The organism is Halobacillus salinus (assembly GCF_004684905.1).
GTDB lineage: Bacteria > Bacillota > Bacilli > Bacillales > Halobacillaceae > Halobacillus > Halobacillus salinus.
Window position 1 is genome coordinate 101,833 of record NZ_SRJC01000008.1, and the last position, 21,891, is coordinate 123,723.

26 protein-coding genes are annotated in these 21,891 nt (G+C 45.6%); 15 read left to right on the top strand and 11 right to left on the bottom strand.

Features of this window, described 5'->3' with window-relative positions; translation table 11 throughout:
- Positions 1-52: 52 nt before the first annotated feature.
- Positions 53-919 carry an SDR family oxidoreductase gene (locus tag E4663_RS18305; protein ID WP_135328712.1) on the bottom strand — a complete coding sequence of 289 codons (867 nt, stop codon included), beginning with the start codon at positions 917-919 and terminating at the stop codon, positions 53-55.
- 89 nt (positions 920-1,008) lie between these two features.
- Between E4663_RS18305 and E4663_RS18310 the strand changes: the two genes are divergently transcribed.
- Positions 1,009-1,971, top strand: a complete 963-nt coding sequence (locus E4663_RS18310) for a helix-turn-helix transcriptional regulator (protein WP_158290539.1) — start codon at positions 1,009-1,011, stop codon at positions 1,969-1,971.
- Positions 1,972-2,090: 119 nt separating this feature from the next.
- Here E4663_RS18310 and E4663_RS18315 read toward each other — a convergent pair whose 3' ends face one another.
- A complete protein-coding gene (locus E4663_RS18315; protein WP_135328714.1) occupies positions 2,091-2,873 on the bottom strand; it encodes an ABC transporter permease in 783 nt (260 codons plus the stop codon).
- A complete protein-coding gene (locus E4663_RS18320) occupies positions 2,870-3,781 on the bottom strand; it encodes an ABC transporter ATP-binding protein (RefSeq protein ID WP_135328715.1) in 912 nt (303 codons plus the stop codon). Before E4663_RS18320 ends, E4663_RS18315 begins: the two co-directional genes overlap by 4 nt.
- Before the next feature lie 238 nt (positions 3,782-4,019).
- On the opposite strand from E4663_RS18320, the gene E4663_RS18325 reads away from it, so the two are divergent.
- The 4 genes from E4663_RS18325 (at position 4,020) to E4663_RS18340 (ending at position 5,700) form a co-directional block, all read left to right on the top strand.
- The gene (locus E4663_RS18325; protein ID WP_206663502.1) at positions 4,020-4,298 is read left to right on the top strand and encodes a hypothetical protein; all 279 of its coding nucleotides are present in this window, start codon (positions 4,020-4,022) and stop codon (positions 4,296-4,298) included.
- 105 nt (positions 4,299-4,403) lie between these two features.
- Positions 4,404-4,661 (top strand): hypothetical protein, encoded by a 258-nt coding sequence (locus E4663_RS18330; RefSeq protein WP_135328717.1) that lies wholly within the window; start codon positions 4,404-4,406, stop codon positions 4,659-4,661.
- A 14-nt stretch (positions 4,662-4,675) separates the two neighbouring features.
- Positions 4,676-5,272, top strand: a complete 597-nt coding sequence (locus E4663_RS18335; protein WP_135328718.1) for a hypothetical protein — start codon at positions 4,676-4,678, stop codon at positions 5,270-5,272.
- A 278-nt stretch (positions 5,273-5,550) separates the two neighbouring features.
- On the top strand, positions 5,551-5,700 hold the full coding sequence (locus tag E4663_RS18340; RefSeq protein WP_135328719.1) for a sporulation histidine kinase inhibitor Sda: 150 nt from the start codon (positions 5,551-5,553) through the stop codon (positions 5,698-5,700).
- A gap of 141 nt (positions 5,701-5,841) precedes the next feature.
- On the opposite strand, the gene E4663_RS18345 is transcribed toward E4663_RS18340, so the two are convergent.
- The 5 genes from E4663_RS18345 to E4663_RS18365 all read right to left on the bottom strand — a co-directional run bounded on the left by E4663_RS18345 (position 5,842) and on the right by E4663_RS18365 (position 10,359).
- On the bottom strand, positions 5,842-6,966 hold the full coding sequence (locus E4663_RS18345) for a YlbF family regulator (RefSeq protein ID WP_135328720.1): 1,125 nt from the start codon (positions 6,964-6,966) through the stop codon (positions 5,842-5,844).
- 11 nt (positions 6,967-6,977) lie between these two features.
- Positions 6,978-8,084, bottom strand: coding sequence for an ABC transporter permease family protein (locus E4663_RS18350; protein WP_135328721.1), 1,107 nt, complete (start codon positions 8,082-8,084; stop codon positions 6,978-6,980).
- 97 nt (positions 8,085-8,181) lie between these two features.
- Positions 8,182-9,066 carry an ABC transporter ATP-binding protein gene (locus tag E4663_RS18355; RefSeq protein WP_135328722.1) on the bottom strand — a complete coding sequence of 295 codons (885 nt, stop codon included), beginning with the start codon at positions 9,064-9,066 and terminating at the stop codon, positions 8,182-8,184.
- On the bottom strand, positions 9,060-9,812 hold the full coding sequence (locus E4663_RS18360; RefSeq protein ID WP_135328723.1) for a hypothetical protein: 753 nt from the start codon (positions 9,810-9,812) through the stop codon (positions 9,060-9,062). The genes E4663_RS18355 and E4663_RS18360 overlap by 7 nt, the downstream gene beginning before the upstream one ends.
- Before the next feature lies 1 nt (position 9,813).
- Positions 9,814-10,359: an RNA polymerase sigma factor gene (locus E4663_RS18365; RefSeq protein WP_135328724.1), complete on the bottom strand. Its 546-nt coding sequence runs from the start codon at positions 10,357-10,359 to the stop codon at positions 9,814-9,816.
- 228 nt (positions 10,360-10,587) lie between these two features.
- Between E4663_RS18365 and E4663_RS18370 the strand changes: the two genes are divergently transcribed.
- The gene (locus E4663_RS18370) at positions 10,588-11,139 is read left to right on the top strand and encodes a sigma-70 family RNA polymerase sigma factor (RefSeq protein ID WP_135328725.1); all 552 of its coding nucleotides are present in this window, start codon (positions 10,588-10,590) and stop codon (positions 11,137-11,139) included.
- Positions 11,132-11,998, top strand: coding sequence for a hypothetical protein (locus tag E4663_RS18375; protein WP_135328726.1), 867 nt, complete (start codon positions 11,132-11,134; stop codon positions 11,996-11,998). The genes E4663_RS18370 and E4663_RS18375 overlap by 8 nt, the downstream gene beginning before the upstream one ends.
- 100 nt (positions 11,999-12,098) lie before the next feature.
- Here the strand turns inward: E4663_RS18375 and E4663_RS19875 are convergent, their stop codons facing one another.
- Positions 12,099-12,257, bottom strand: a complete 159-nt coding sequence (locus tag E4663_RS19875) for a hypothetical protein (protein WP_158290540.1) — start codon at positions 12,255-12,257, stop codon at positions 12,099-12,101.
- A gap of 105 nt (positions 12,258-12,362) precedes the next feature.
- Between E4663_RS19875 and E4663_RS18380 the strand changes: the two genes are divergently transcribed.
- The 8 genes from E4663_RS18380 to E4663_RS18415 all read left to right on the top strand — a co-directional run bounded on the left by E4663_RS18380 (position 12,363) and on the right by E4663_RS18415 (position 19,444).
- Entirely contained in the window at positions 12,363-12,788 is a 426-nt protein-coding gene (locus E4663_RS18380) for a PH domain-containing protein (protein WP_158290541.1), read from the top strand.
- A gap of 297 nt (positions 12,789-13,085) precedes the next feature.
- Positions 13,086-14,705 (top strand): DUF6583 family protein, encoded by a 1,620-nt coding sequence (locus E4663_RS18385; protein ID WP_079478724.1) that lies wholly within the window; start codon positions 13,086-13,088, stop codon positions 14,703-14,705.
- Between the two features lie 39 nt (positions 14,706-14,744).
- Positions 14,745-15,956, top strand: a complete 1,212-nt coding sequence (locus E4663_RS18390) for an ABC transporter permease (protein ID WP_135328728.1) — start codon at positions 14,745-14,747, stop codon at positions 15,954-15,956.
- Positions 15,925-16,944 (top strand): ABC transporter permease, encoded by a 1,020-nt coding sequence (locus E4663_RS18395; RefSeq protein ID WP_135328729.1) that lies wholly within the window; start codon positions 15,925-15,927, stop codon positions 16,942-16,944. Before E4663_RS18390 ends, E4663_RS18395 begins: the two co-directional genes overlap by 32 nt.
- Entirely contained in the window at positions 16,941-17,666 is a 726-nt protein-coding gene (locus E4663_RS18400) for an ABC transporter ATP-binding protein (RefSeq protein ID WP_135328730.1), read from the top strand. Before E4663_RS18395 ends, E4663_RS18400 begins: the two co-directional genes overlap by 4 nt.
- Positions 17,667-17,770: 104 nt before the next feature.
- Positions 17,771-17,965 carry a hypothetical protein gene (locus tag E4663_RS18405; protein WP_079478727.1) on the top strand — a complete coding sequence of 65 codons (195 nt, stop codon included), beginning with the start codon at positions 17,771-17,773 and terminating at the stop codon, positions 17,963-17,965.
- 152 nt (positions 17,966-18,117) lie between these two features.
- Positions 18,118-18,450, top strand: a complete 333-nt coding sequence (locus tag E4663_RS18410; RefSeq protein ID WP_135328731.1) for a hypothetical protein — start codon at positions 18,118-18,120, stop codon at positions 18,448-18,450.
- Positions 18,451-18,547: 97 nt separating this feature from the next.
- The gene (locus E4663_RS18415; protein WP_241657240.1) at positions 18,548-19,444 is read left to right on the top strand and encodes a branched-chain amino acid transaminase; all 897 of its coding nucleotides are present in this window, start codon (positions 18,548-18,550) and stop codon (positions 19,442-19,444) included.
- Between the two features lie 55 nt (positions 19,445-19,499).
- On the opposite strand, the gene E4663_RS18420 is transcribed toward E4663_RS18415, so the two are convergent.
- Both E4663_RS18420 and E4663_RS18425 read right to left on the bottom strand, forming a co-directional pair.
- Complete coding sequence (locus E4663_RS18420) at positions 19,500-19,982, bottom strand: membrane lipoprotein lipid attachment site-containing protein (protein WP_135328733.1); 483 nt, start codon at positions 19,980-19,982, stop codon at positions 19,500-19,502.
- Between the two features lie 441 nt (positions 19,983-20,423).
- Complete coding sequence (locus tag E4663_RS18425; protein ID WP_135328734.1) at positions 20,424-21,875, bottom strand: PTS mannitol transporter subunit IIBC; 1,452 nt, start codon at positions 21,873-21,875, stop codon at positions 20,424-20,426.
- Positions 21,876-21,891: the final 16 nt, after the last annotated feature.

Here is a 21,891-nt window from a genome sequence, read left to right on the forward strand (position 1 = left end):
TTAAGTTGGGGACGGTTCTCGTGTTTGCCAAACACGAGAACCGTCCCCAATTTCATTCTACATGCTCTTTGAAGTAGTTGCCCCAGTGCGGTTGTGCGCCGTCGGCGTCTTTGTAGTCGTACACTTCGGAGAGCTCCCATGTGCTTAACGTCCGACCGTTGAACCGGTGCACGTCTTGATCCATGGCCAAGTGTTTCACTGCTTCGCCGATATAGAATGGCGTTTCAGATGCGATGAAGTGTTGATCGACTTGGACGCCTTCTTTCCAATTTTCTTCTGTAACTCCGAAATATTCGAGCATCGCTTCAGATCGGAGAAAGCCTGGAGTCAAAGCAATCGAGGTGATGGAGTGTTCCTTCAGGTCTTCTGCCATCGCTTTTGCCATATGAATGTTGGATACTTTGGCGAGGCTGTAGTAGAAGTTGCCTCGATAGTTGTAGTCGGTGCCGTCGGTAATTTCAATGATCAATCCCCGCTTGTTTTTCTTCATTAAAGGCACAGCGTAATGGGACGTGATGATGTGAGCGCGAACGGCTTGTTCCTGCATTTGGAGTCCTTTTTGCAAATCATGTTCGGCCACGTCTTTGCCCCATTCAGTTAAGGGGTCGCCACCCCAGATATCGTTGATGAGGATATCGAGCTGTCCGTTTTGTTCTTTTTCAATACGGTGGAGGAGGTCCTTCACTTGGGATTCGTCGGTGTGATCGACTTGTACTGGAATTCCGGTTCCGCCCGCCTCCGTGACGAGCTCCGCGCTCTCTTCAATCGTTTCATGCCTGGACATCGGTGATTGTTGGGCGCGTGTCGTCCGTCCGGTGACATAGACGGTGGCACCTGCTTCTCCGAGCTTGATCGCCATCGCCCGGCCTGCGCCTCTTGTCGCTCCTGCCACAAGGGCAACTTGATTTTTCAAATCCATCGTTCATCATCCTTTCCTTTTATCTATTGTTATCATAAATTAGATATATGACACGTACTGTCATGTTTTTGAAAAAAGGGGTGTTCTTCATGAAAGCTGACCGGTTGATCAAGATCTTACTGCTCCTGCAGCACGGGGAAAAGGTGTCGACCCGCGCTTTGTCCGAGGAACTGGAAGTGTCGGAGCGGACGATACACAGGGATATGGAGTCGCTGAGCGCAGCAGGCATTCCCGTTTATGCAGAAAGAGGGGCGGCTGGCGGATGGAAGCTCGTCGATAATTGGAAGCAGCGGTTGAGCTGGCTGAAGGAAAAAGAAGTGATGGCGCTCTTCCTGCCGCATGCGGATAAGGTCATGAAAGATTTGGATATGGGGATTTCTTCTTCCGAAATTCGGGACAAGCTTCTCTTATCCGTTCCTGGTGAAACAAAAGAAAGCGCAGGGAAGTTATGGGAGAGGATCCATGTCGATATGGGGACTTGGAAGAGCTCCACGAGTGAAACCCTCCCGGCGATGGATGTTATCAAAGAAGCCGTCATGAACGATACGAAGGTGAAAGTCACGTATGAAAAAGCGAATGGAGACGTGAAAGAATCAATCATCAAACCGCTTGGTCTGGTTGCTAAATCCAGTACATGGTATGTGGTCTTGCTGAACGAAGCGGACCAGTTCCGCAGCTACAGAATGGACAGGATCAAAGCATGTTCGTCCCTTGAGGAACCATTTGAGCGGCCGGAGGATTTCACATTAGCGGAGTACTGGGAAGCCTCGAAGAAAAAATTCACGAAAAGCCTTCCGGAGTATGCGGTGAGGATCGTTGCATCTCCTATCGCCCTGCAGCGGATTCAATTCACAGGGCGTTTCGTCCGGACTACCTATCAAGGGGAAGAGCGGGAGGACGGCTGGACGGAGCTTGAGCTTTCGTTCAACTCAGAAGAGGAAGCGCTCGGTTTCATCGTCGGATTCGGAGACCAAGTGAAGGTCTGCTCTCCAGTTTCGCTGCAAGATAAAGTGAGGGAGAGAGCAGAAGAAATCATCGAGTTGTATAAATGAAAAAGAACCTTAAGGAATGGGCCTTAAGGTTCTTTATTTGGTTTGGGTATTTGGTTTGGGTATTTGGTTTGGGGACGGTTCTCGTGTTTGCCAAACACGAGAACCGTCCCCAATTTAAATTAAGCTATATCCTGACGCTGGAATCTAAAGAATCCGATAGCGCCTAGGACAAGCGAGTAGACTAGGATGATCATGAGCGAGAACGTCAGGCTTTCTCCTGCGCCGAAGAGCCCCTGCATGTTCGGGTCATTGATCAGTGTGTTGTCGCTATAGCTTTCAAGCATCAAGTTCGGATAGATGAAGTAGCTTGCGTTCCATTCAAGCATCGTAATCAGTCCCGTGACCATGCCGCCTACTGAATCAATGACGAAGAACAGCACAACAGCGATGATGGTACTTTTGAACAACGTACCGATGATGACTGACAATGCCAGGTAGAACAGGTAGACCGGAATTTTGTACAGACAAGCGGTCAGGGCTGTCACTAATAGATTCTCTGGTGCATTGGATGCGTCGAACAACAAGACCGACACCAGGTAGATGACGATGTTGTAGAGGACCATTAATGCGAGTAAAGCTATGAATCCACTGATCAACTTGGATGCGAGAATCTTCACGCGTGAAATCGGACGGATGGCCAACTGCTTGATTGTCCCTTTATGAAATTCGCTGGTGATCGACGAGGTCGTGATGATGACCCCATAGAATAATAAGAACGTTCCATTGATGATCGTTTGGGAAGTAATTAGGAACGACCCGGCTGTCGGTATCGCATTTTCGTTCATGAAAAAGCGGAGGGAAAAGGCGATAATCAGGTATAGAGCCGTCATGACGATCAGGAACATTTTCACCCGGTTCCGGTACCATGTCTTGATCAGTTCGTTCGTTATCAGGGAGTTCATGCACTCTCGCCTCCTGTCAGTTCTAAGAATTGGTCTTCCAATGTGTCTTTCAAAATGACTTCATACAACAGGACGCCTCGTTCGGAAGCGGTCGCAATGATTGTTGGTATCTGTTCCTGCTGAATCCCGGAAAGGACTATGTACTTGTGGTCTTGTTCAACGGTTCCGAACTCTTCAAGTACAGGAATCAGCTCTTCGTTCGATGTGGCACGGAACAAGGCTTTTACAGTTTTGTCGGAAGACTCTTCGCCTACAGAGAACTGTTTGACGAACTTCCCGTCCTGGATGATCAACACTTCATCACACATCATTTCCGTTTCGGACAGCAGGTGCGTCGATACGAGCACAGTGACTTCTTCATCTTTTGCAAGCGTGCGAAGGTACGCCCGCAGCTGGCGGATTCCTTTCGGGTCGAGGCCGTTCGTCGGTTCATCGAGAATGAGTACGTTCGGTTTGTGAAGGAGGGCCTGCGCGATTCCGAGGCGCTGCTTCATCCCGAGCGAGTACGTTTTCACCTTATCGTTGATGGCACCTTTTAGTTCCACAAACTCGACGAGTTCGTCGATACGCTCCTGTGAAATCTTCGGTTTATGCATGCGGGCGAAGTGACGCAAGTTCTCCATCCCCGACATCAAATTGTACATCTCTGGATTCTCGACAACGGCTCCAATCCGGGCAAGCGCATTGCTGCGATCTTTTTTTAAATCATATCCGTTCACGATGATGTCGCCTTTGTCTGCGTGCAGAAGGCTGACGAGCATACGGATCGTCGTCGTTTTCCCGGCTCCGTTCGGCCCAAGGAAACCGTAGATTTTTCCTTTGTCCAATTCGAAGGACAGGTCGTCGATGATCGTCTTTCTCTTGAAGGACTTCGTCAAGTTCCGGACGATAAGTGGTTTAGATGACACAAAATCAGCTCCTTTTGTTTCTCTAATTTTAGTACGGATGGATTAAGGGAAAAGTTTCAAAATTTATCAGAAGGGATTTGGAGAAGGGAAGGGGTTTTATGGTAGGGTGAGAAGATGAAAATGGTGAAGATCCTTTACTTGAGAGGTTCACTAGGAGTCGAACTACATAGAAATAATTTATACATAAGGTCTTATGGCATACGACTGGAAAGGAGGGAGTGTCATGATCTTCTCAGGAATGTTAATGATGCAAATTGTTATGAACGTCCTGATATCCTTAGGGTTCATTTACAACACAGAAGAAAATAGACTCTCTAAGCTTGTGAAAGGTACTCTGAGTTTAGGTGTCGGTTGGGTGTTGCCATTTGGTTTCGGAGGTACTCTATCTGTACTGGTGAGTTTCATGCAATCTATTCCGAACTTGCTACAATTGTTTAATGTGATCGCTACAGGCGCGGTATTCGTCTGCTTCAACATTTTGCTCTACAATCTTCACAATAGAGAAGAAGATTACTAGATTTATTCAGTGCCTGTCCCTATGTCGGTCGGGCATTTTTTCTTGGAAAAAGGAGAACGGGGGTGTGTTAGGATGATAATAGAAGATTTTGTTAGGAGAGATAAAATGAAACAAGTGAATTTGAGAATTCCACTCACAATCCTATCGATAGGTCTGATGACGATATTCGTCGAGGCGATCCCTGGATCGGTTCTATCAAGTCTGAGCGCAATTTTTGTCTATGTGCTGCCACTTGTGATTGTGGGAGCTCTATTTGCTGTTTTCGAAATGACGAAACTGAATGGAAGGAAAGTACCTATTGGTATAGCGGCAGTGATTATCGTATTAGGACTAGCATTGGAGCCGATGGTTGGTCTTATTTAAAAGGAGGATTTGTTGTGAAGTGGATTAAATTGGCGGTCCTTGGATGTTTCCTAGTCGTCGGTATCTTTGGTTGCGATGCAAGTCAAGATGCTGAAGAAGGGATGGAGAACCAAGAGGCTGTTTCTCAAGAAGCGGAAGAGAGTGATGACGGTAACAGCAATTCGTTTAGCCTAGGTAGTTTTGAGACAATCAAGGAAAATAAAGATCTCGGTACATACGAGCTGGGACCTCTGTCTATTGAAATGAAGGGTGTGTATCTTCAGGAAGGTACACTGAATGAAGGGTTACCGCGGGAACGATACGGGAAAGAGGTGGAGTTAGTGGTGCTCATGATGAGGACGAATGCGGAACAAACGGACTTAGAATTTGCTAATGAACATTTCTCTATAAAAGTCGGTAACGAAAAGGTCGATGAGCCATCGGCTTTACTCAGTTCTGCCATTTACCCGCTCGCGCTTGAGATGGAAGATCGCCCTGCCCAGATGACCTTCGTGCTGGAAGAAACGGAAGTGAAGAGTGTGGAAGAAGTGCAGCTGACTATTGCTCCTCCTATATCGGAAGCGGGAGAACCGTTAGGGGAAGAAATTACGAAAATCATTACCTTTGATTGAAGCCCTGATAGTGTGAGCATGATTACGAGCCGGAAAGGATCATCGAGTTCGTTCAAGTTATGGCAGAATATGCCGATAATATACCTACAATGTTTTAGTAACGTTCAGAAGACAACGTTTTTATAGGATTTGATGTTTCTTAGATGGTCAGCATCTGATGCTGACTTTTTCTTTTTTACGTACTGGATTGTTAATATTTTGGTTTATTTTGGTAATAATCATAAACTATGCTATTCTTGGTTAGTGGGTAAAAGTTACTAGGTTAGGGCGTGGGGTAAATGAAAAAGCTGTCTAACGAAGCACTACTTACAGCGTACCAGAAGGCAGTGAAAGAGAAGTTGGATCCGGATTTTATTACATTGATTGAGACGGAGATGGAGGTTAGGAAACTACCTATTCTTAAGGAAGTTCCGTTTGAAGACGAGTAATTAATTTAAGCAATAGAGGAGTTCAAAAAGTTTAAAGTTAAAACATACATACTTATTGTATAAAAATGTTACCCGTTCATATTTGAAGTAATTAAAAACGTTGCCGGAGATCTCTATAGATGAGTATCCGGCAACGTTTTTTTAAATAATATCAACTGTTGATTCTTTCCTACTTCTCCAAAGATAAAAGGAAAGGCAGGAAGTAGGTAAAAGAATAATCCCCACCCAATAAGTCCAAAGAGGATATTCCATGCTGAAAAGTCTGAAAAGCAGGAACGTAGCGAGAACTAAGACCATTCCGGTTGCAATTGGAATTAGTGTTCCCAAAAGTGCGGTGTAATGAGATGCTAAACGAGAAAAAATAAGTGTCGATAATGCACCACAAAGAGCTGCTCCATAAATGATTGCGATGGTGATTCCTATGTATTGCCCGAAAGTGAGGTCATACCAGAACAACACGGTGCGGCTTAGCTGGAACGAATAGAGAGAACTCTCCAAGAACATACCGATACCATTTCGAGAGTAAAGCACAAAGAATGCTCCAAGGTAGGTAGTTGTAACAACTAGTGTGGTGACAAGAGATGCAAATAGTTTTCCTTGAAAGAGTGACCTTCCTTTCTTGGTCACGTATTGAACTGGGAGCATGTTCTTTCTTTGATCCGGGAGATGAACTCGACCTAAAAGGATAACCACAGCGATTAAAACCAGTACACCTGTATATAAAATCAGGGTTTGGAAGTTGTCGTAAATAACCGATGGGAGAATGGATTCAAAGTTCGATTCTATTCCCGTCTGTTCCGACAAGGCTTCTTTGTCATCGTAATCGTTCATGAGGTTATCGTAAGCTTGTATCTTCCAAAAAGCATTTACTTCATCCTCGAAATATATTTCAGTATATAATTGATTTACTTTTTTATATTCTTCTGTTCCGCGTTCTGTGTTTGACAATTCTCTTTGTAGTGATTGGTAAGAGCTGATGTTCAATTGATTAGCTGTTTCGTTAGTCCTGAGGTATTCTTTAGCCTCTTGAATTGTTTCCGAATACCATTCTTGAACTTGAGTGTATTCGGATTCATTCAGTGACGGTCCGAAATCTTCAATAAGTTCTATGCTGATTTGGTAATGGTCGAGTGCAGGTCTTCCATTAGGAAAGTTTTCAAAATGGAAGGATAGAAATAATTGATAAAACAATAGACTTATCAATACAATTCCAGATAACACCTTTGGATTCCATATTTTCTTCATTTCATGCCAGAAAATCGTCACTATACCCCTCCTTATATAAGCGATTGCCGAAGAAATCTTCGATAGCTTGTGTAGCATAGAAATGTGAGAGCAGTTCCCCATGTGGTGATCGTTGCGGCTTCATAAAAAGGGAACACCGTCAGTGGGTTATTTATCGTAAACCAAGTCTGTGGGTTCATCATCATAGTGAACGGGGTGAACTGTCCTGCAAAGAAAAGCGGCGTGTTCCCTGGAATTAGTCCTGCCAACAATGTGAAAGCCCCGAATAAGATTGCGAAGGCGATATAGCTGTAATAACTATTCCTCCATTTAATAGACAAAAGGTAAGTGAGCGATGAGAACAGTGTCTGAAGCAACAGTCCGGTCCCAATGAAGAAAAATAGATATTCAAGAAAGGTAAGGTTCCACCACGTAATATAGGGCAATTCCGTCTCGGCCATAAAGATATTACTGAAGGAAGAGAAGAAAACACCTCTATAATCGTACATCAGGAAGTAAATTGCGAGAGAGATCGTGAATAGTAACGAAGAAAAGGTGAAACTTGAGATACAAGCAGCAATCCATTTATCTTTCATTAATTTTCGTCCTCTCTTCGTTGAAAATAGAGTACTATCCGTACGATTTTCGAACTCGAAAGTGGTTATATAAGCAGAAATAAGAACCGTCAGTACCATCGCTTCAAATAACAAAAATCTCCCTAAGTCTTTGAATAAAAGGGTGTGCATCTCAAACTTGAACCCGTTGAAAAAGAAGGAAAGGTGTTCTTGGTTACCTACAAGTTCTTTTTTTCTTTGCTCGGCCTTTTTGTATTGTTGATTCAGGACATCTTCAGCTCCACCATTAAGTCCGTACATATTTACAGCAGAGGATCCGATGGATTTAAAATCAATACTTTTATAATAGGTGTCTGCGCCATTTCCAATCTCCATATAGTTTTGCAGTTGCTTAAAGTACTCTAAGGTTGAGGTTGGAATTTCTTGTTCTGCTTCCATCACTTCGCTAAGTGACTCGAAGTCCCTTTTGGTGGACGAGTTTACTGTCTCCAAGCTATCCTGCTCGATATTGGAAAGTACGCTCTCGGTTGCCTTATTTCCGTATTGTTCGATTAAGTCAGGGACAAAGGAAAGTTCCTGCCTCACGTGTGCATGAGTTGAAATAACCAGTATATTTATTAGAAGGAAAAATAGTATCAAACCATACAAAGTGGGAGAACGAAAAGATTTAAATAGCTCATGCTTAACCATACTTTATTTCCTCAGATGATTCGGTTTCTTCTTCAAATACATACAGGAAGACATCTTCCAACGTTGGCTCCACTTTATTCCATGGTCCGGTTTCAGTTGCTACGAACCGAACTGTCATTTTGTTCTTCTCTTGTTTTTCTGATAAGACAGAATGAGTGGCTCGGAATTTTTCTAATTCTGAAAATGGTAGCGTTGTTTCAAACAGTCTTTCCTCCAACAGCTTGTTCAGTTCTTGCTGAGGCATGCTGTAGAGTATTCGATTGTCCTTAATCATGATTATTTCATTAGCAATAGACTCAACATCTGACACGATGTGGGTGGATAGTAAGATGATTCTGTCACGAGCTAAAGTTGAAAGTAACCGCTTGAACCTAGCCCGTTCTTTCGGGTCGAGTCCGGCGGTAGGCTCATCAAGAATTACGACTTTTGGGTCATTCAACAGAGCTTGGCAAATACCGATACGTTGAAGCATGCCCCCTGAGAAAGTTTTGAGTTTTTTCTTCGCTACATTTGGAAGGCCAACGATTTCAAGCAGTTCTCTAATTCTTTGTTTTGCTTTCTGTTTATTGAGTCCTTTTAGAGCAGCAACGTACAGTAAATACTTTTCTGCCGTGTAGGATTTATAATATCCGAAATCTTGTGGAAGGTACCCAAGAATATCACGGTAATCTTCTCCTAAGTTGATGATGTCTTCTCCTTGATAGGTGATCTCGCCATCAGTAGGAAAAGTCAGTGTTACAAGCATCTTCATCAAGGTGGTTTTGCCAGCGCCATTAGGAGCGAGTAGCCCGTAAATGCCATGATCAAATTGGAGGTTAATGTCTTCTAAAGCAGTAAATGATTTGTATTTCTTTGTTACGTTATGAACTTCTAACATTGTGCGACTCCTCTCGACTGATGTAAGAATTTCGACAGTTGTTTAACATACAAATAGGCAGAAATGATTGTAATCAAAAGATAGATAGAATATGGAATTGTTTGAATAAGCGTTCCATACGTCTCTCCTGCTAAGCTGTAGAGTACAACGTTTAACACTACCCATCCAACGATTACGGTGATTGGCTGGAAGCTTTGTCTGCTTAAATGATAAATGGATAGGAACGTTGCCGAGCAAATGAATAGAGAGGTGAAGCACAATAACAAAGCAAACAAGACGTTAAAGTCAGATTGCAAAGACAGCAATATAAGAACGAATCCATCCATAATCATGGCCAGTAGACTGAATACAAACATACGCAATGCTGCTAAGGTCGTTACGTCATACTTACAGACCATCTCCACTTCGAATGTCGGATGATTTTGTTTCTGGATAAAGAAAAAATAAACTAGGACACCATATAAGACTGGAGATAAGGTGAACGAAACGGCATAGATATTCCACTCATCCCAAGGTATCCAGCTGCTAGTCAAGGTAAGGGAACCAAGTATGATCATGATAGCCGTGATGAGCGTAAACAAGATTTCTGCTGAGTCACGAAATACATGTTTCCACCCTACTTCCTTTATGATGGTAAAAAAGCTGGAAAAAGAACTTTTCTTTGAGGGTAATCCTTCTTCTATAATCCTATCAATTTGATATTTCATCTCTTTTTGGTTCGGGTAAGGAATGCGGTCTCTCTCCAATTCAAAGCTCCTCCTTCAATTGTTCTCTGAGTTTTCCTATAGCTCGGTAATACTTCGATTTGACTGTCGATTCATTTTGATCAATCTCAACACTAATATCCTCGAAAGTGCGCTCCCCAAGTAGCTTCATTCTTACAATCATCTCTGTCTCCTTTTCAAAAGTGCTCAGAACATCTAACGCTCGTTGTGCTTCCTCCCGGGTTTCCAAGTTAGCTGTGAAACTACTCGGTTCCATCAGGATTTCTTCTTGCAAGGGAATACCTTGATTTTTTTGTTTGTAATGCTTGGATCTGTAATAATCCACAATGCGGGATTTAGCAATCTGGTATAACCAAGTCCTGAAAGAAGCGCGTCCGTCAAAGCGGTGTATGCTCTTCAACATACTTATGAAAATCTCTTGTGTAATATCTTTTGCAAGTTCTTTCTCATATAGCTGCTTGAATGCATAGGCGAACATTTCCCTGTAATAAGATTGGATCAACTCATCGGCGCTTTTCTTATTTGCTTGTTTCTGTATGTCTCTGATTAAGCGTTTTTCCTTGTTCATAGCTGCTCCTTATTTACTGTTCTGACTATATAGTCGTTAAAGGTAAGTGGATAGTTTTATATTTTCAAAAAAATTTTTGAGTCGCATTGGACTTTACCGGTGCAAGTCAGAATAGACACTTTTGGATATGCTCCTCGCTATCAATAGGTCTTATTTTTGAGAAAAATGAAACATTTTGACAGAACCTTTAGTCTGTAAGGGTAATGGAAGGTAGAAAGGGGGCCGCGTATGGAATTTGAATCACTTCCCGCAACGAACGAAGAAATAGACAAAGACCAACTCATACATGAATTCATGAACAACTACTCCAAACAGGTTTATTTACTTGCGTACTCCTATGTGAAAGATCAGGGGCTAGCGGAGGACATTACGCAGGATGTTTTCCTCAAGTGCTACCGGCACCTGCACAAGTTCCGTGAGGACGCGTCACCGAAGACGTGGGTTCTGAAAATCACGGTGAACACGGCGAAAGATTACATCAAAAAGAAAAGTTTCCATACGCTGAAGCTCTCTATTGAGAAGTTCGAGAACAAGCTGAAGGGCGCAAGTGTCGAAACCGAAGTCGTCGAGCAAGAAAAGAAGGACGAGGTGCTCGAGGCTGTACTTTCGATGAAGCAGAAGTATCGCGAGGTCATCTATTTCTATTACTTTCAAGATTTGAAGATAGACGAAATCAAGGATGCGCTTGGGCTCAATGAGAACACGGTGAAAACGAGGCTGACGAGAGGCCGGGCGATATTGAAAGAAATTCTCCAAAAGGAGGGGCTGGACCATGGATGAGCGGTTGAAGAGATCCCGAAAAGCATTGGACAGCTATTATAGTGATGAAGTGAAACGGAATATACGAAACAAGATTGTAGATGGAATGGAAGAAAAGAAAAAGAAGAACATCTTTCGTCCGATCATGGTCGGGGCGTCGCTTTGCATTGTGCTCGTCCTCAGTTTTGTCTTGACCCAAGCGGAGTTCAACACGGCATCAGGTGGGTCACACGAGAAGGTTGTCGAGAATGAAGTCGTGATGAAGGAGTCTGCTTTTTCCGACAGCGACTATGAACAGTTCGCTGTGACGCTGACCGATTACGAACTGCCAACGGAAGGGCGTTTGACCGATGAAGAGGCGAAAGAGAAGTTAGGTATCATGTACCATCCGGATTTTCCGGTAGTGGCTTATGGGAATGGACTAGTGTTTGATGAAGACTCTCATTCCTTGACAGGGACATATGATTATAAGGATATAAAAGAAATTGTCCCTTATGGAACGCAAGTTTTGGGGCTATTGAGGTCGGAAATCGACTCTAGCAGCCAACACAAGTGGACGGTGGAAGGATACAATACGGCATTCCGGATGGAACCGCTCGAAGACTTGTCGAAGCAAAACCGCGAGAGTGTAGTGAACGGAGAAGGCTGGGCACATCTGCAGCGTGGAATCGAAACTCAGTTAGTAATCTTGGAACCATTTGAAAAGCAGCTTTCTGAGGAAGGGTACGAGGACTTAGCTGCGTGGCTTGATGAAACAATCGGCTACTTTGAGCAGGCGCATCAATTTGAGCGGGAAAACTGGGAGAAGGCGTATCAATGGTATGTGCAGGGATCGAATAACATTGACCGGATGGAGTTTGAGCTAGGTCAGGCGGATTGAGGCTTCGAGTTGAATTTAAGCTGGATTTGAATTGGGCTTGAGCTGGGTTTAAGTTGGGGACGGTTCTCGTGTTTGGTGAAACACGAGAACCGTCCCATTCCTATTCTTCGATGATCACTTTTCCGTTTCCATCGGTGCGGATGCGGTCTGGTTGATCGCCTTTCAGTTGGTTGAGAACCTCTCTCTGTTTCTTTTCTATTTTCTGGAGTCGTTCGATTTCTTGCCATTTTTCAGCTTCTGTCATTTTATCTTTGTCCATATGAGCACATCCTTTACTGGTTATCATTTCCAAGATGGTGGTGAATCTAGTATTATACATAATATACCATACGTTTTAGTTCGAAATATTAGGGAGGGGGCACGGATGGTTTATCGTTCTAAAGTCGACCGATTGTTTGTCTTGCTCATGGTGTTGATCGTTTCGGTGATCGGGTTGGCGTCCTTTTTTCCTTTGTTTCTGGGAGAGGAGTTGGAACGACAAGTCTTGTTGATCAGTGTGCTGTTTGTGGCGATGGCGAGCTTTGTATTGTGGTGCGGATTTTCTGTTGCCTATGAATTGAAATCGGATTGTTTGTGTGTGAAAGGCGGTCCGTTCCGAACGCAAATTCCGTTCGGTCGGATTACGAAAGTAACGGACACGAGGGACATCCTAACGGGCTATAGGCTGTTGTCGTCTAGAGATGCGATCGAAATCCATTACAATGATGGGTTGTTCGGAAGTGTGAAGATCTCGCCAAAAGATAAAGAAGCGTTTCTGGCAGAATTGAGGAAGCGCAATCCGAAGCTTTAGCTGGATTTAAGTTGGGGACGGTTCTCGTGTTTAACAAACACGAGAACCGTCCCCAAATCAAAAAAGCGCCAAATCAAAAGCACTGATTCAAAACCCCTAGCCGTAATCCCCTTACCAGCCCCTCCAAAAAGACCAACCAAAAATGGATTTTTTTCCTTATTTCCTGTAGGAATAGACCAGTCATCATTGTATAATGGAAAAGGTTTGTAAAAAACAAAACTTGGATAATATGAAACTTTTCTTCCAGTCTGTTACGTATAGGTAGGGAGAACAGTTTATTTAGAAAGGGAGAGATCTATGAGTGAGCAACCGAAGAAAAAGGGGATGAACAAGTGGTTGCTGATCGCCTTGATCGTAGTAGGCGTCGCAGCAATCGGAGGTACAGGATATGCTGTACTGAAGGAAACGAACCCGATGGTCATGTACTTAGATGCTCTGAAGAATACGGTCGATGAACAGACCGAGCGTATGTCTGATTACACAGAACCTCAGACAGAGCTAAGAGAGCGTCAGTTGGAGGAAGCGTATAAATCAGAAGGCAAGCTGACGATGGATATGAATATCCAAGGAGATCAGATTCAGCAGATGGTGCCGCAAGTGGCCTTGGTTCAAGGGCTGTTGTCTCAAGTTCAGGTGGACTTGGACAGTAAGTACAATCCGGAATCCAAAGAGCTTTACGGCGCGATGGACCTCAACATGCAAGGCAACAGCATTGCGAACGGAAGTTTTTATCAAAATGAAGAGACGTTCGCTGCACAGGCTCCATTCGTCTACGACAAGTATTTCGCGCTTGGCAACGATCAATTGGGTGCTGTGATGGAGAAATTCGGAGAGTCTTCCGAAGGATTAGAGGAAATGCCGAACTTCGTAGAGTATGCGCAGTCTCAAATGTCGCAGGAAGAAGCGGAAGAAATGCTGAAGGACTATGCGGTCGCAATGGGCAAAGAGCTGAACCAAGATCAGTTCTCTCTATCAGACGGCGAGTATGATGGCGAGTCGTACGATAAAGTGACGATCGAAGTCAGCGAAGAAGAAGCGAAGCAGATGCTCGTGACCCTTCTTGAAAAAATCAAAGACGATGAGCGCATCCAAGATATGCTTGAGCAGCAGTCTGCGATGCAAGGCAATGTAGAAGGCGTTGCTGGTGTCGAAGATCTGCAGGCGGACTTGGATAAAGCGATCGAGAATATCGATGAAGTCAAAATCCCTGGTGGTATCACTGGCGAAGCGTACATCAAAGACGATATCGTCGCTCACCAGACGTGGAACATGAACCTTACTGGAGAAGACGAAGAAGTCATTGCGGTCGAAATGGCCAATGACTACACAACAGAAAGTGACAGCAAGTACACGTCTGCTTTCCAAGTGAACGTATCTCCTGAAAGCAAGGAAGAAAGCATCACGGTTAAATATGAAGAAAAAGGGGAAGAGAAAGACGACTCCCTTAACGTAGATTACACGATTGGCGTGACATCTGACCTTGAACAGGACAATTTCACGGCGAACTTGCTTCTGAATTCTGTTTATAAAGAAGGTAGCATGGACACGGACTTCGAGTTGCAGCTGGAAGGGGAAGCATTCCAACAGCAAGCGATGCCTTCCGTATCCGGATTCGTGAACACGACTTCTGAGCAAGATGGCGACGACCAAGTCATCCAGACGACGAATGTCGGTCTTAGCTTGAGCATGGATGATCCGAACATGGGTACCATGGCTGCAGATCTCGAGTTCAACTTCGAGAACGCGTTGACGTTCACGGACGACCTGGAATTCCCTGCTTTAGCGGAAGACAACACCGTCCAACTGATGGACGTAACAGATGAAGAAATGGCACAGATCGGCTCGGAAGTACAAATGAACTTCCAGCAGCACATCAGCTCTATGATGGGCGGCCTCGGTGGTCTTGGCGGTTTCTAAATCAATGAATAACATAAGGCAAGATAGGAGGCGGGTCGTATGAATGGGTTCTCATTATGGCGTTACGAAATGAGGGCAGCTGTTAAACGGCCTGCCCCTCTTTTTTTATCCATAGGTATACCACTTATTATCATCGGACTTGTCGTCTTGGTACTGCAAAGTGTTGTAGAAGAAGGAGCCGAACCCGTCCGGGCAGCGGTCGTCGACGAAGATGATACGTTCCAAACGAATGCGCTCATCAATCAGCTTTCCGAAGAGGAGAGGCTGAGCCAGGCGCTCGACCTCATCCCGCTAGAAGCTGAAGAAGCGGAACAAGCTTTTGAAAAAGGGGAACTCGCTGGCGTCATGACGATTCCGGAAGGCTTCACGGCAAGCCTCATGATCGGGGAAAATGATCCGATTTCTGTGATGACGAATGAAGACGATTCGCTCGATGCAACGATGCTCAAGGTGCTGTTGGAAAGCGGCGCGAACTACATCTCCGCATCCCAGAGTGCGGTCAACACCGTCTACGATTTACATATCCGCAATTTGTCGGAGGATGAACGGAACAGCCGGCTCCAGGAAGCAATCATCACCTATACCCTCTTCGCACTCGACCGCGGCGATCTATTTTCTGAAGAAACCGTAACGACGGGTGCAAACATCGGCTGGGAGAAACATGCGTACCTTGCCGTGCTGATGACGTTCCTCTTTTTGTTCCTTGCAATCTACCAGATGCTTGATGGGAAAAAGGAATCCGGATCGCTGCTCGAACGATGGAGGATGGTCGATGTCACCTTCGTGCATTGGGTGGGGATCAAACAGGTGAAATGGTGGCTGGTCACGTTCGGCGTGCTCGAATTGATGGTTCTGGCATTGTCTCAGACCGAAGTCTTGACGTTATCCATCACGCTTCACCTCGGAGTTGTCCTGATCGCTTTATGGGCTACTTCCTTGGCAAGTTTCCTCTACGCACTTAACACACCAGCCGGTCTCCGGTTCCTCGTATTCCTCATTATCTCGGTCATCGGCCTCCTCAGCGCCGGTGCCTGGGTGCCAAGCCTTTATTTGCCGGAATGGCTGTCGGTCGCCTGGAATCCGTATGGCTTAACGTATGACGTGTTCCGTTCGGCGCTGCTCGAGCGGGAAGAGCGTGGCCATTTGCTCGGACTCGCGTTGTGGGGCATCGGGCTGAACGGTTTGGCGTTATCGATCGCTTTATGGAAGGAGAAACGGGATGCTTACGTATCTATCTTTACATCTGAATAAATGGAAGAAGCGCCCGTTCCTTTCCTTGCTGTTGTTCTGTTTCCCACTGCTTGCGACGCTTTTGTTGTATCCGGTTTTTGAGAATACAGCAGAAGAGACAGCGGTACCGATCGCGATTGTCGATGAGGATAATAGCGACTATTCGGAAACGATTCTTGAGCGGACGCGAGGTGCCGAGCGGCTTCGTTTTACAGAGATGGAAGCAGGGGAAGCGGAGGACGCTGTGCGAAAAGGGACGATGGAAGCGGCGTTCATCCTGGAGGACGGACTGCAAGAGGCGCTGAACGACGGGGACGTACGGGACGTCGTTACATGGGTCCGCAGTGATGAAGCCCTGTTCGATGTGTATGCAAAAGAAGCGATTGGCGCAGAAGTGATGCGGCTTGCGCTGAACGCCAAAGCGGCGAATGCGATCGACGAAGATTTTGACGAAGCGTTCGCGTATTCCGATTCGTTCTGGGAGCCGGCACCGCTCTTCCAGATGGATTTCACGGAGCGTTCGCCTGACAATCCAGACGTGGAAGTGCCGAAGCTCGCTGCGTGGCACGTGATGGCGATCCAGTTGTTCTTTTTGTACGGATGGGTGTTGGGGATCTTCTTTCTAAGGGAATTGATCGCGGATGAAAAAGAGGGGCGACTGCAGCGGATCAGGTTGATTCAACAGACGACGGTGCGCTACTTCGCCAGTCATTTCGTCTTGTTCTGTCTGGTCGGAGCGGGGAGCTTCCTGCTCGGGTTAGGCGCGTTGTTTTACTTGGCGGACATCACGCAAGTGCTCGTGCAGGCATGGCTGGTCCGCAGCCTGATCGTTTTTGCCATCACATTACTGGTGACGTGGTGTCTGTTCATGGGAACAGGACGGAAGCGGTGGATGGTGCCGGTATTGGTGTTGCTCGCACTCGCCTCGTTCCTGCTTACGGTGACAAGCACTGGCATCACGGGAATCTGGCCGCATAGCTGGCTCGTTGGGAGAGGGGGATTAGGATGATCCATTTAGACAACGTATCGAAAACGTACCGAAGTAAAGAAGTGCTCGAACCGTTCACGCTCACGATTCGCGAAGGTAGTTCGGTCGGCATCATCGGTCCGAACGGGGCCGGCAAGTCGACGTTTCTGAAGTTGGTCGCTTCTCTCGACAAGCCGACGAGCGGGAAGCTTTCGTTTGACGGAAAGCCTTATGGGAAAGTCGTCCGTCGCCTCCGGACCGAGATCGGCTACGTGCCCCAGGATATTGCGCTGTACGAAGAGCTGACTGTCAAAGAGCAGATTGCGTTTTGGAGGAAATTAGAGAAGAAGAAAGTCGATGAAGACTTTTTGCAAAAAATGATCCGGATGCTCCGGCTCGATGAAGTGTACAGTCAGCGTGTCGATCAGCTGTCGGGTGGCTGGAGGCGCAAGGTGAACTTGTGTGTCGGCTTGATGCGCAATCCGCGCATCTGCCTGTTGGATGAACCGACGGCAGGCGTCGATCTTGCCGCGAAAGAGGACATCCTCGCCTGGTTGAAGCAGCTCCATCAGGAAGGACGGACGCTCCTTTACATCAGCCATGACTGGTACGAACTGAAGAAGCTGAGCGATGAATTCCTCTTGTTCGCTGAGAGAAAGCCTATTTTTCAAGGGTCACAAAGGGAATGGTCCGAAAAGAGAAGTACGTTGATCGATCGATACGGGGCCGATCAAGATTTGAGGCGTATACTTGAATTTTCATGAATAGATTAGAATTCTAGCTACAAATAGAGCACCCTCTCCTATCTACCAACATATATATGAATATATGCTTTTTTAATAGAGAGCATAGGGAGAGGAGGGAGAGTGTGTTCCAGAAAGTACTGGCCTTTGTCAGAGAAAAGCCGAGGGTTATTTTTCTCGTATCCGCCTTAGTGGTGCAAGGCCTTGAGCAGTTGGGGGTTCAAGTGGACAGCGCTATGCTTGAAAACGCGTTGGATCTTGTAACGCTGATTGCGCTAGGACATGTCATGAAGAAATCCGATACGGACAAAATCGTGTAACATCCCCTCTACTATATCACCATTCTCTCAGGAAATTCCTCTATACCGGCAACATGGTGTTGGCGGTATTTTTTTATAGAACGATTGTTAATAGGAAGGGAAAACCTCAAAGACTATTGGGATACCATAAACCGGAAAGGAAGCGTGGTGGAATGTTCAGAAGCGAAAATAGAAACTACATATTTTTCAGTGCGGCCGCGGTCCTTCTATCGTTAATCGGAATCGTGTGGTTCTTCGTTCTTTTCATCGGTGATGCAGAACTGGAAAAGGCAGCTCAAGCTGAAATCGCAGAGAGAACCGGGTCAGAGCAATTTACAATCGAGTTCATAGAAGAAAAGGAATATGGGAAAAAGCATAAGCGAAACCACGTTACGATCGGCTACACGGTGGATGGGGATGCTGCGGATTATATGGGGTGGTATTACTGGGAAGACGGAGAGCTGGTTCATGATTTTACGAATGAGTTTGAGGAAGGGAGCGAGTAGGTTCTTGGAGTGATTGAGAATTCTTAAAGGTAGACTCGTATAATCGAACGCTTCTCACGTATAGTGTTATAAAAAGGGTGTGAAAGTATTGGCTTTCATGTTTGATAGAACTCATTTTGTGGATGAGAGAACCCTAAGTGTGAGCGTAAAGAATAAAGGGCTCAATTATGGGTTGGGTTGTATAGATGGAATCCGTGCTTTCTGGAACGAGGACAAAAACCAGTTGTATATATTCAGGTTAGAAGACCACTTTGAAAGATTCCATCGGTCCGGGAAAGCATTGTCTATTCAAATCCCCTATTCTGTAGATCAATTATCTTACATTACCAAACAATTGCTTCTGATGAACCGGACTACTCAAGATGTTTATATACGTCCCATTTGTTTCAAAGGTGGTAATACTTTACGGCCTGAATTACAAGACCCCTACAATCACCTCGCTATCTACGCGGATTATATAGATTATGAACCGAAACCCTCTTTAAAGGTAGGTATTTCCTCTTGGACAAGAATGGGAAGTAATATGATCCCTCCTCAAGCTAAATCTACTGCAGGTTACATGAACTCAGGGTTGGCTATCCAGGAGGCGGCTTTAAACGGTTATGATGAAGCTGTCTTTTTGACAGAGGAGGGTCATGTCAGTGAAGGCGCTGCTGAGAATATATTTATAGTTCGGGGTGGGGAGGTTTTTACCCCTCCGATAGCTGATGATATTCTTCCGGGAATAACTCGTGATACGGTTGCTGAAATCTTAATGGAAGAGTTAAGGATACCAATATCGGAAAAAAGCATTGCAAGGGTTGAGTTATATGAGGCAGACGAAATATTCTTGACCGGGACTGCTATTGGAATTAAACCAATTATAGAAGTGGATCGAAGGCGGATAGGGAAAGGGGAACCTGGGGAAGTCACATTGGAAATTCAGAGGCTTTACAACAAGATCGTCCGTGGCCAAATGCCACCGTATTTATTCTACTGTACCCCTCTGTATTAATGATAATAGCCTGAATCCTGTATTGGATTCAGGCTTTTTTAGGTGGAAGTATTACTCACTCCGCTTCCCTGAACGCTTCTTCCGTTCCGATGAAAGCGACCATCGTAGAATATTCTTCGCCTTCTTCCGATTCACACTTGCTCAGGTAGATAATGTGACCGCGTTTCTGGATGAAGCGACAGGTGTAAGTGCCCGCTGGCGACTGTCTGTAGCCCTCGTAGTTATTCTCGAACGTGATATTCTGGCCATCCGCAGTGAATGTGTTCTTATAATGCGTGTTGTTCGGATTGAAAATCGATACGTCTACGCTGTAATCCTCTGCATTGTCCACTTTTTCAAGGAGTGTATTCATCTTCTCGATGTTCTCGACTTCGAGCGCCCCTTGTCTGATCTGTTCAAAGTCTTCGGACTGGTGCTTTACGATCACATCCCCGTTTTCCTCTGCATCTTCAACAGTGTACGTGTTCTCTGAGTCTGCTTCTGAACATGCGCTTAAGACGGCTAAGATCACGATAAGAAAATAAACGATTTTTTTCATATAATCTCCTTCCGGTCTGCTTTGTATTTTCTATTAAATGGAATATGTACAGTTTACCATAATATGTATCTTCGGTTTGTGTTTTCATTTGAAACGAATCGTTAACTAGAAACGTACATGTACTATGTGGAAAATAATAACATATCTAAGGCTGTGGTGAAGGAGGGAAAGTATGGATGCTGTGATGATCACGTCGATTCTCTTGGTTGGAGGACTGCTTGCCTGTTTAGGGTTCTATATGATCTACAAGTTCTATCAGAAGTCGTGATGTGTAGAGGAACCTCCAAGCGGTTGGGGGTTCTTTTTTTGAATGCATTTGAATCGGGGACGGTTCTGACGTTCCATTCGAAGCACGAGAACCGTCCCTAGCGCAAATCTCCAAACGCGAGAACCGTCCCCAACAAAAAAAGAGCCCCTCCAACTGGAGCGGCTCTTTTCGGTTTATTGGTTTTCTAGTCGGTCGAGTAGTGGGTCGAGGTTCGGGTCGTTGATGTAGTTTTCGATCGTGATGATCTCTTTGTCGTTGTGCGACATTTTCGCTCTGTCCACGAGGTCCGCATGGACGACGACTACATCCGAGTGATCCGGCACATCTTCGATTCGGTAGTGCTTCACTTCGATGTCTTCGATTCCGCGTTTCTTCAGCTTCTTACGGAATGTGGTAGCACCGAGGGCACTGCTTCCGGCTCCTGCATCACAGGCGAAAGAGACGGTGTCGATTTTCTTGCTAGCTGCTTGTTTCGTGTTGCTAGTAGATTTAGAGACTTGCTTGCCTTCTTGCTTCATGCTCTTCGTTTTTTCTACGGAGCTTGCAAGTTCGTCCGTTTCCTCTGAGCTCTTATCCATTTTCAGAATGACAGACGTAACAAGGAAGGTGACAATTGCTCCGGCCAGGACACCGGCGATGATTCCGACGAAGCTTCCCTTCGGTGTCAGGCCAAGGTAGGCGATGATCGAGCCTGGGCTTGGGCCTGCGACAAGGCCAGCATCGAACAGGCTGAACACGGCGATACCGGACATACCACCGAGGATCATCCCGATGATTGTAAGGGGTTTCATCAATACGTAAGGGAAGTACAGTTCATGGATACCGCCGACGAAGTGGATGATCATCGCGCCTGGTGCTGTACGTCTTGCCGTCTTTTTCCCGAAGAAGGTGAATGCCACAAGTAATCCAAGACCTGGTCCAGGGTTTGATGCTACCGTGAAGTAGATGGACTTACCAGCTTCTGCAGTAGCCTGCATGCCTAGTGGATAATAGATTCCTTGGTCGATGACGTTGTTCAGGAACAATACCTTGGCTGGTTCGTTGATCAGAGACAACAAAGGTAGTAGACCTGTTGCGACTAGCGCTTCGATGGCAGCCGTTACGAGATTGTTCGCTGCTTCGATCGTTGGTCCGATGAAGTAGAAAGATAGTATCATCAAAATGAATCCGAGAATCCCGATCGAGAAGTTGTTCACGATCATTTCAAATCCAGCTGGGATCCTATTTTCAATCAGCTTGTCGAACTTCTTGATTACCCATCCACCGGCAGGACCGATGACCATGGCACCTAAGAACATCGGAATATCAGAGCCGACGATCAGTCCGATCGCTCCGATGGCACCCATGACGGCACCACGTTGTCCTCCGACCATCCGGCCTCCGGTGATTGCAAGGAGCAGTGGAAGCAGGTAGTTGATTGCTGGTCCGACGATTTGGGCCAGTTCTTCGTTCGGAATCCAGCCACTCGGTATGAATAAAGCGGTCAATAAACCCCAGGCGATGAAAGCACCGATATTCGGCAGGACCATATTGGTAAGGAAGCCCCCGAATGCCTGTACTTTCGCGCGTGTAGAAGGCTGTTGCATCTCTACAACATTATCCGTTGCTTGTGCAGAATTCGCCATCTCTTCTCATCCCTTT

Excerpts from the sequence above, each read along its gene's own strand:
- E4663_RS19875 (WP_158290540.1), bottom strand. The coding sequence starts at position 12,257 with ATGGACAAAGATAAAATGACAGAAGCTGAAAAATGGCAAGAAATCGAA.
- E4663_RS18395 (WP_135328729.1), top strand. The coding sequence starts at position 15,925 with ATGCTTACGTATCTATCTTTACATCTGAATAAATGGAAGAAGCGCCCG.
- E4663_RS18315 (WP_135328714.1), bottom strand. The coding sequence starts at position 2,873 with ATGAACTCCCTGATAACGAACGAACTGATCAAGACATGGTACCGGAAC.
- E4663_RS18330 (WP_135328717.1), top strand. The coding sequence starts at position 4,404 with ATGAAACAAGTGAATTTGAGAATTCCACTCACAATCCTATCGATAGGT.
- E4663_RS18355 (WP_135328722.1), bottom strand. The coding sequence starts at position 9,066 with ATGTTAGAAGTTCATAACGTAACAAAGAAATACAAATCATTTACTGCT.
- E4663_RS18420 (WP_135328733.1), bottom strand. The coding sequence starts at position 19,982 with ATGAAAAAAATCGTTTATTTTCTTATCGTGATCTTAGCCGTCTTAAGC.
- E4663_RS18340 (WP_135328719.1), top strand. The coding sequence starts at position 5,551 with ATGAAAAAGCTGTCTAACGAAGCACTACTTACAGCGTACCAGAAGGCA.
- E4663_RS18375 (WP_135328726.1), top strand. The coding sequence starts at position 11,132 with ATGGATGAGCGGTTGAAGAGATCCCGAAAAGCATTGGACAGCTATTAT.
- E4663_RS18325 (WP_206663502.1), top strand. The coding sequence starts at position 4,020 with ATGTTAATGATGCAAATTGTTATGAACGTCCTGATATCCTTAGGGTTC.
- E4663_RS18370 (WP_135328725.1), top strand. The coding sequence starts at position 10,588 with ATGGAATTTGAATCACTTCCCGCAACGAACGAAGAAATAGACAAAGAC.
- E4663_RS18415 (WP_241657240.1), top strand. The coding sequence starts at position 18,548 with ATGTTTGATAGAACTCATTTTGTGGATGAGAGAACCCTAAGTGTGAGC.
- E4663_RS18425 (WP_135328734.1), bottom strand. The coding sequence starts at position 21,875 with ATGGCGAATTCTGCACAAGCAACGGATAATGTTGTAGAGATGCAACAG.
- E4663_RS18305 (WP_135328712.1), bottom strand. The coding sequence starts at position 919 with ATGGATTTGAAAAATCAAGTTGCCCTTGTGGCAGGAGCGACAAGAGGC.
- E4663_RS18365 (WP_135328724.1), bottom strand. The coding sequence starts at position 10,359 with ATGAACAAGGAAAAACGCTTAATCAGAGACATACAGAAACAAGCAAAT.
- E4663_RS18310 (WP_158290539.1), top strand. The coding sequence starts at position 1,009 with ATGAAAGCTGACCGGTTGATCAAGATCTTACTGCTCCTGCAGCACGGG.
- E4663_RS18380 (WP_158290541.1), top strand. The coding sequence starts at position 12,363 with ATGGTTTATCGTTCTAAAGTCGACCGATTGTTTGTCTTGCTCATGGTG.
- E4663_RS18390 (WP_135328728.1), top strand. The coding sequence starts at position 14,745 with ATGAATGGGTTCTCATTATGGCGTTACGAAATGAGGGCAGCTGTTAAA.
- E4663_RS18400 (WP_135328730.1), top strand. The coding sequence starts at position 16,941 with ATGATCCATTTAGACAACGTATCGAAAACGTACCGAAGTAAAGAAGTG.
- E4663_RS18385 (WP_079478724.1), top strand. The coding sequence starts at position 13,086 with ATGAGTGAGCAACCGAAGAAAAAGGGGATGAACAAGTGGTTGCTGATC.
- E4663_RS18410 (WP_135328731.1), top strand. The coding sequence starts at position 18,118 with ATGTTCAGAAGCGAAAATAGAAACTACATATTTTTCAGTGCGGCCGCG.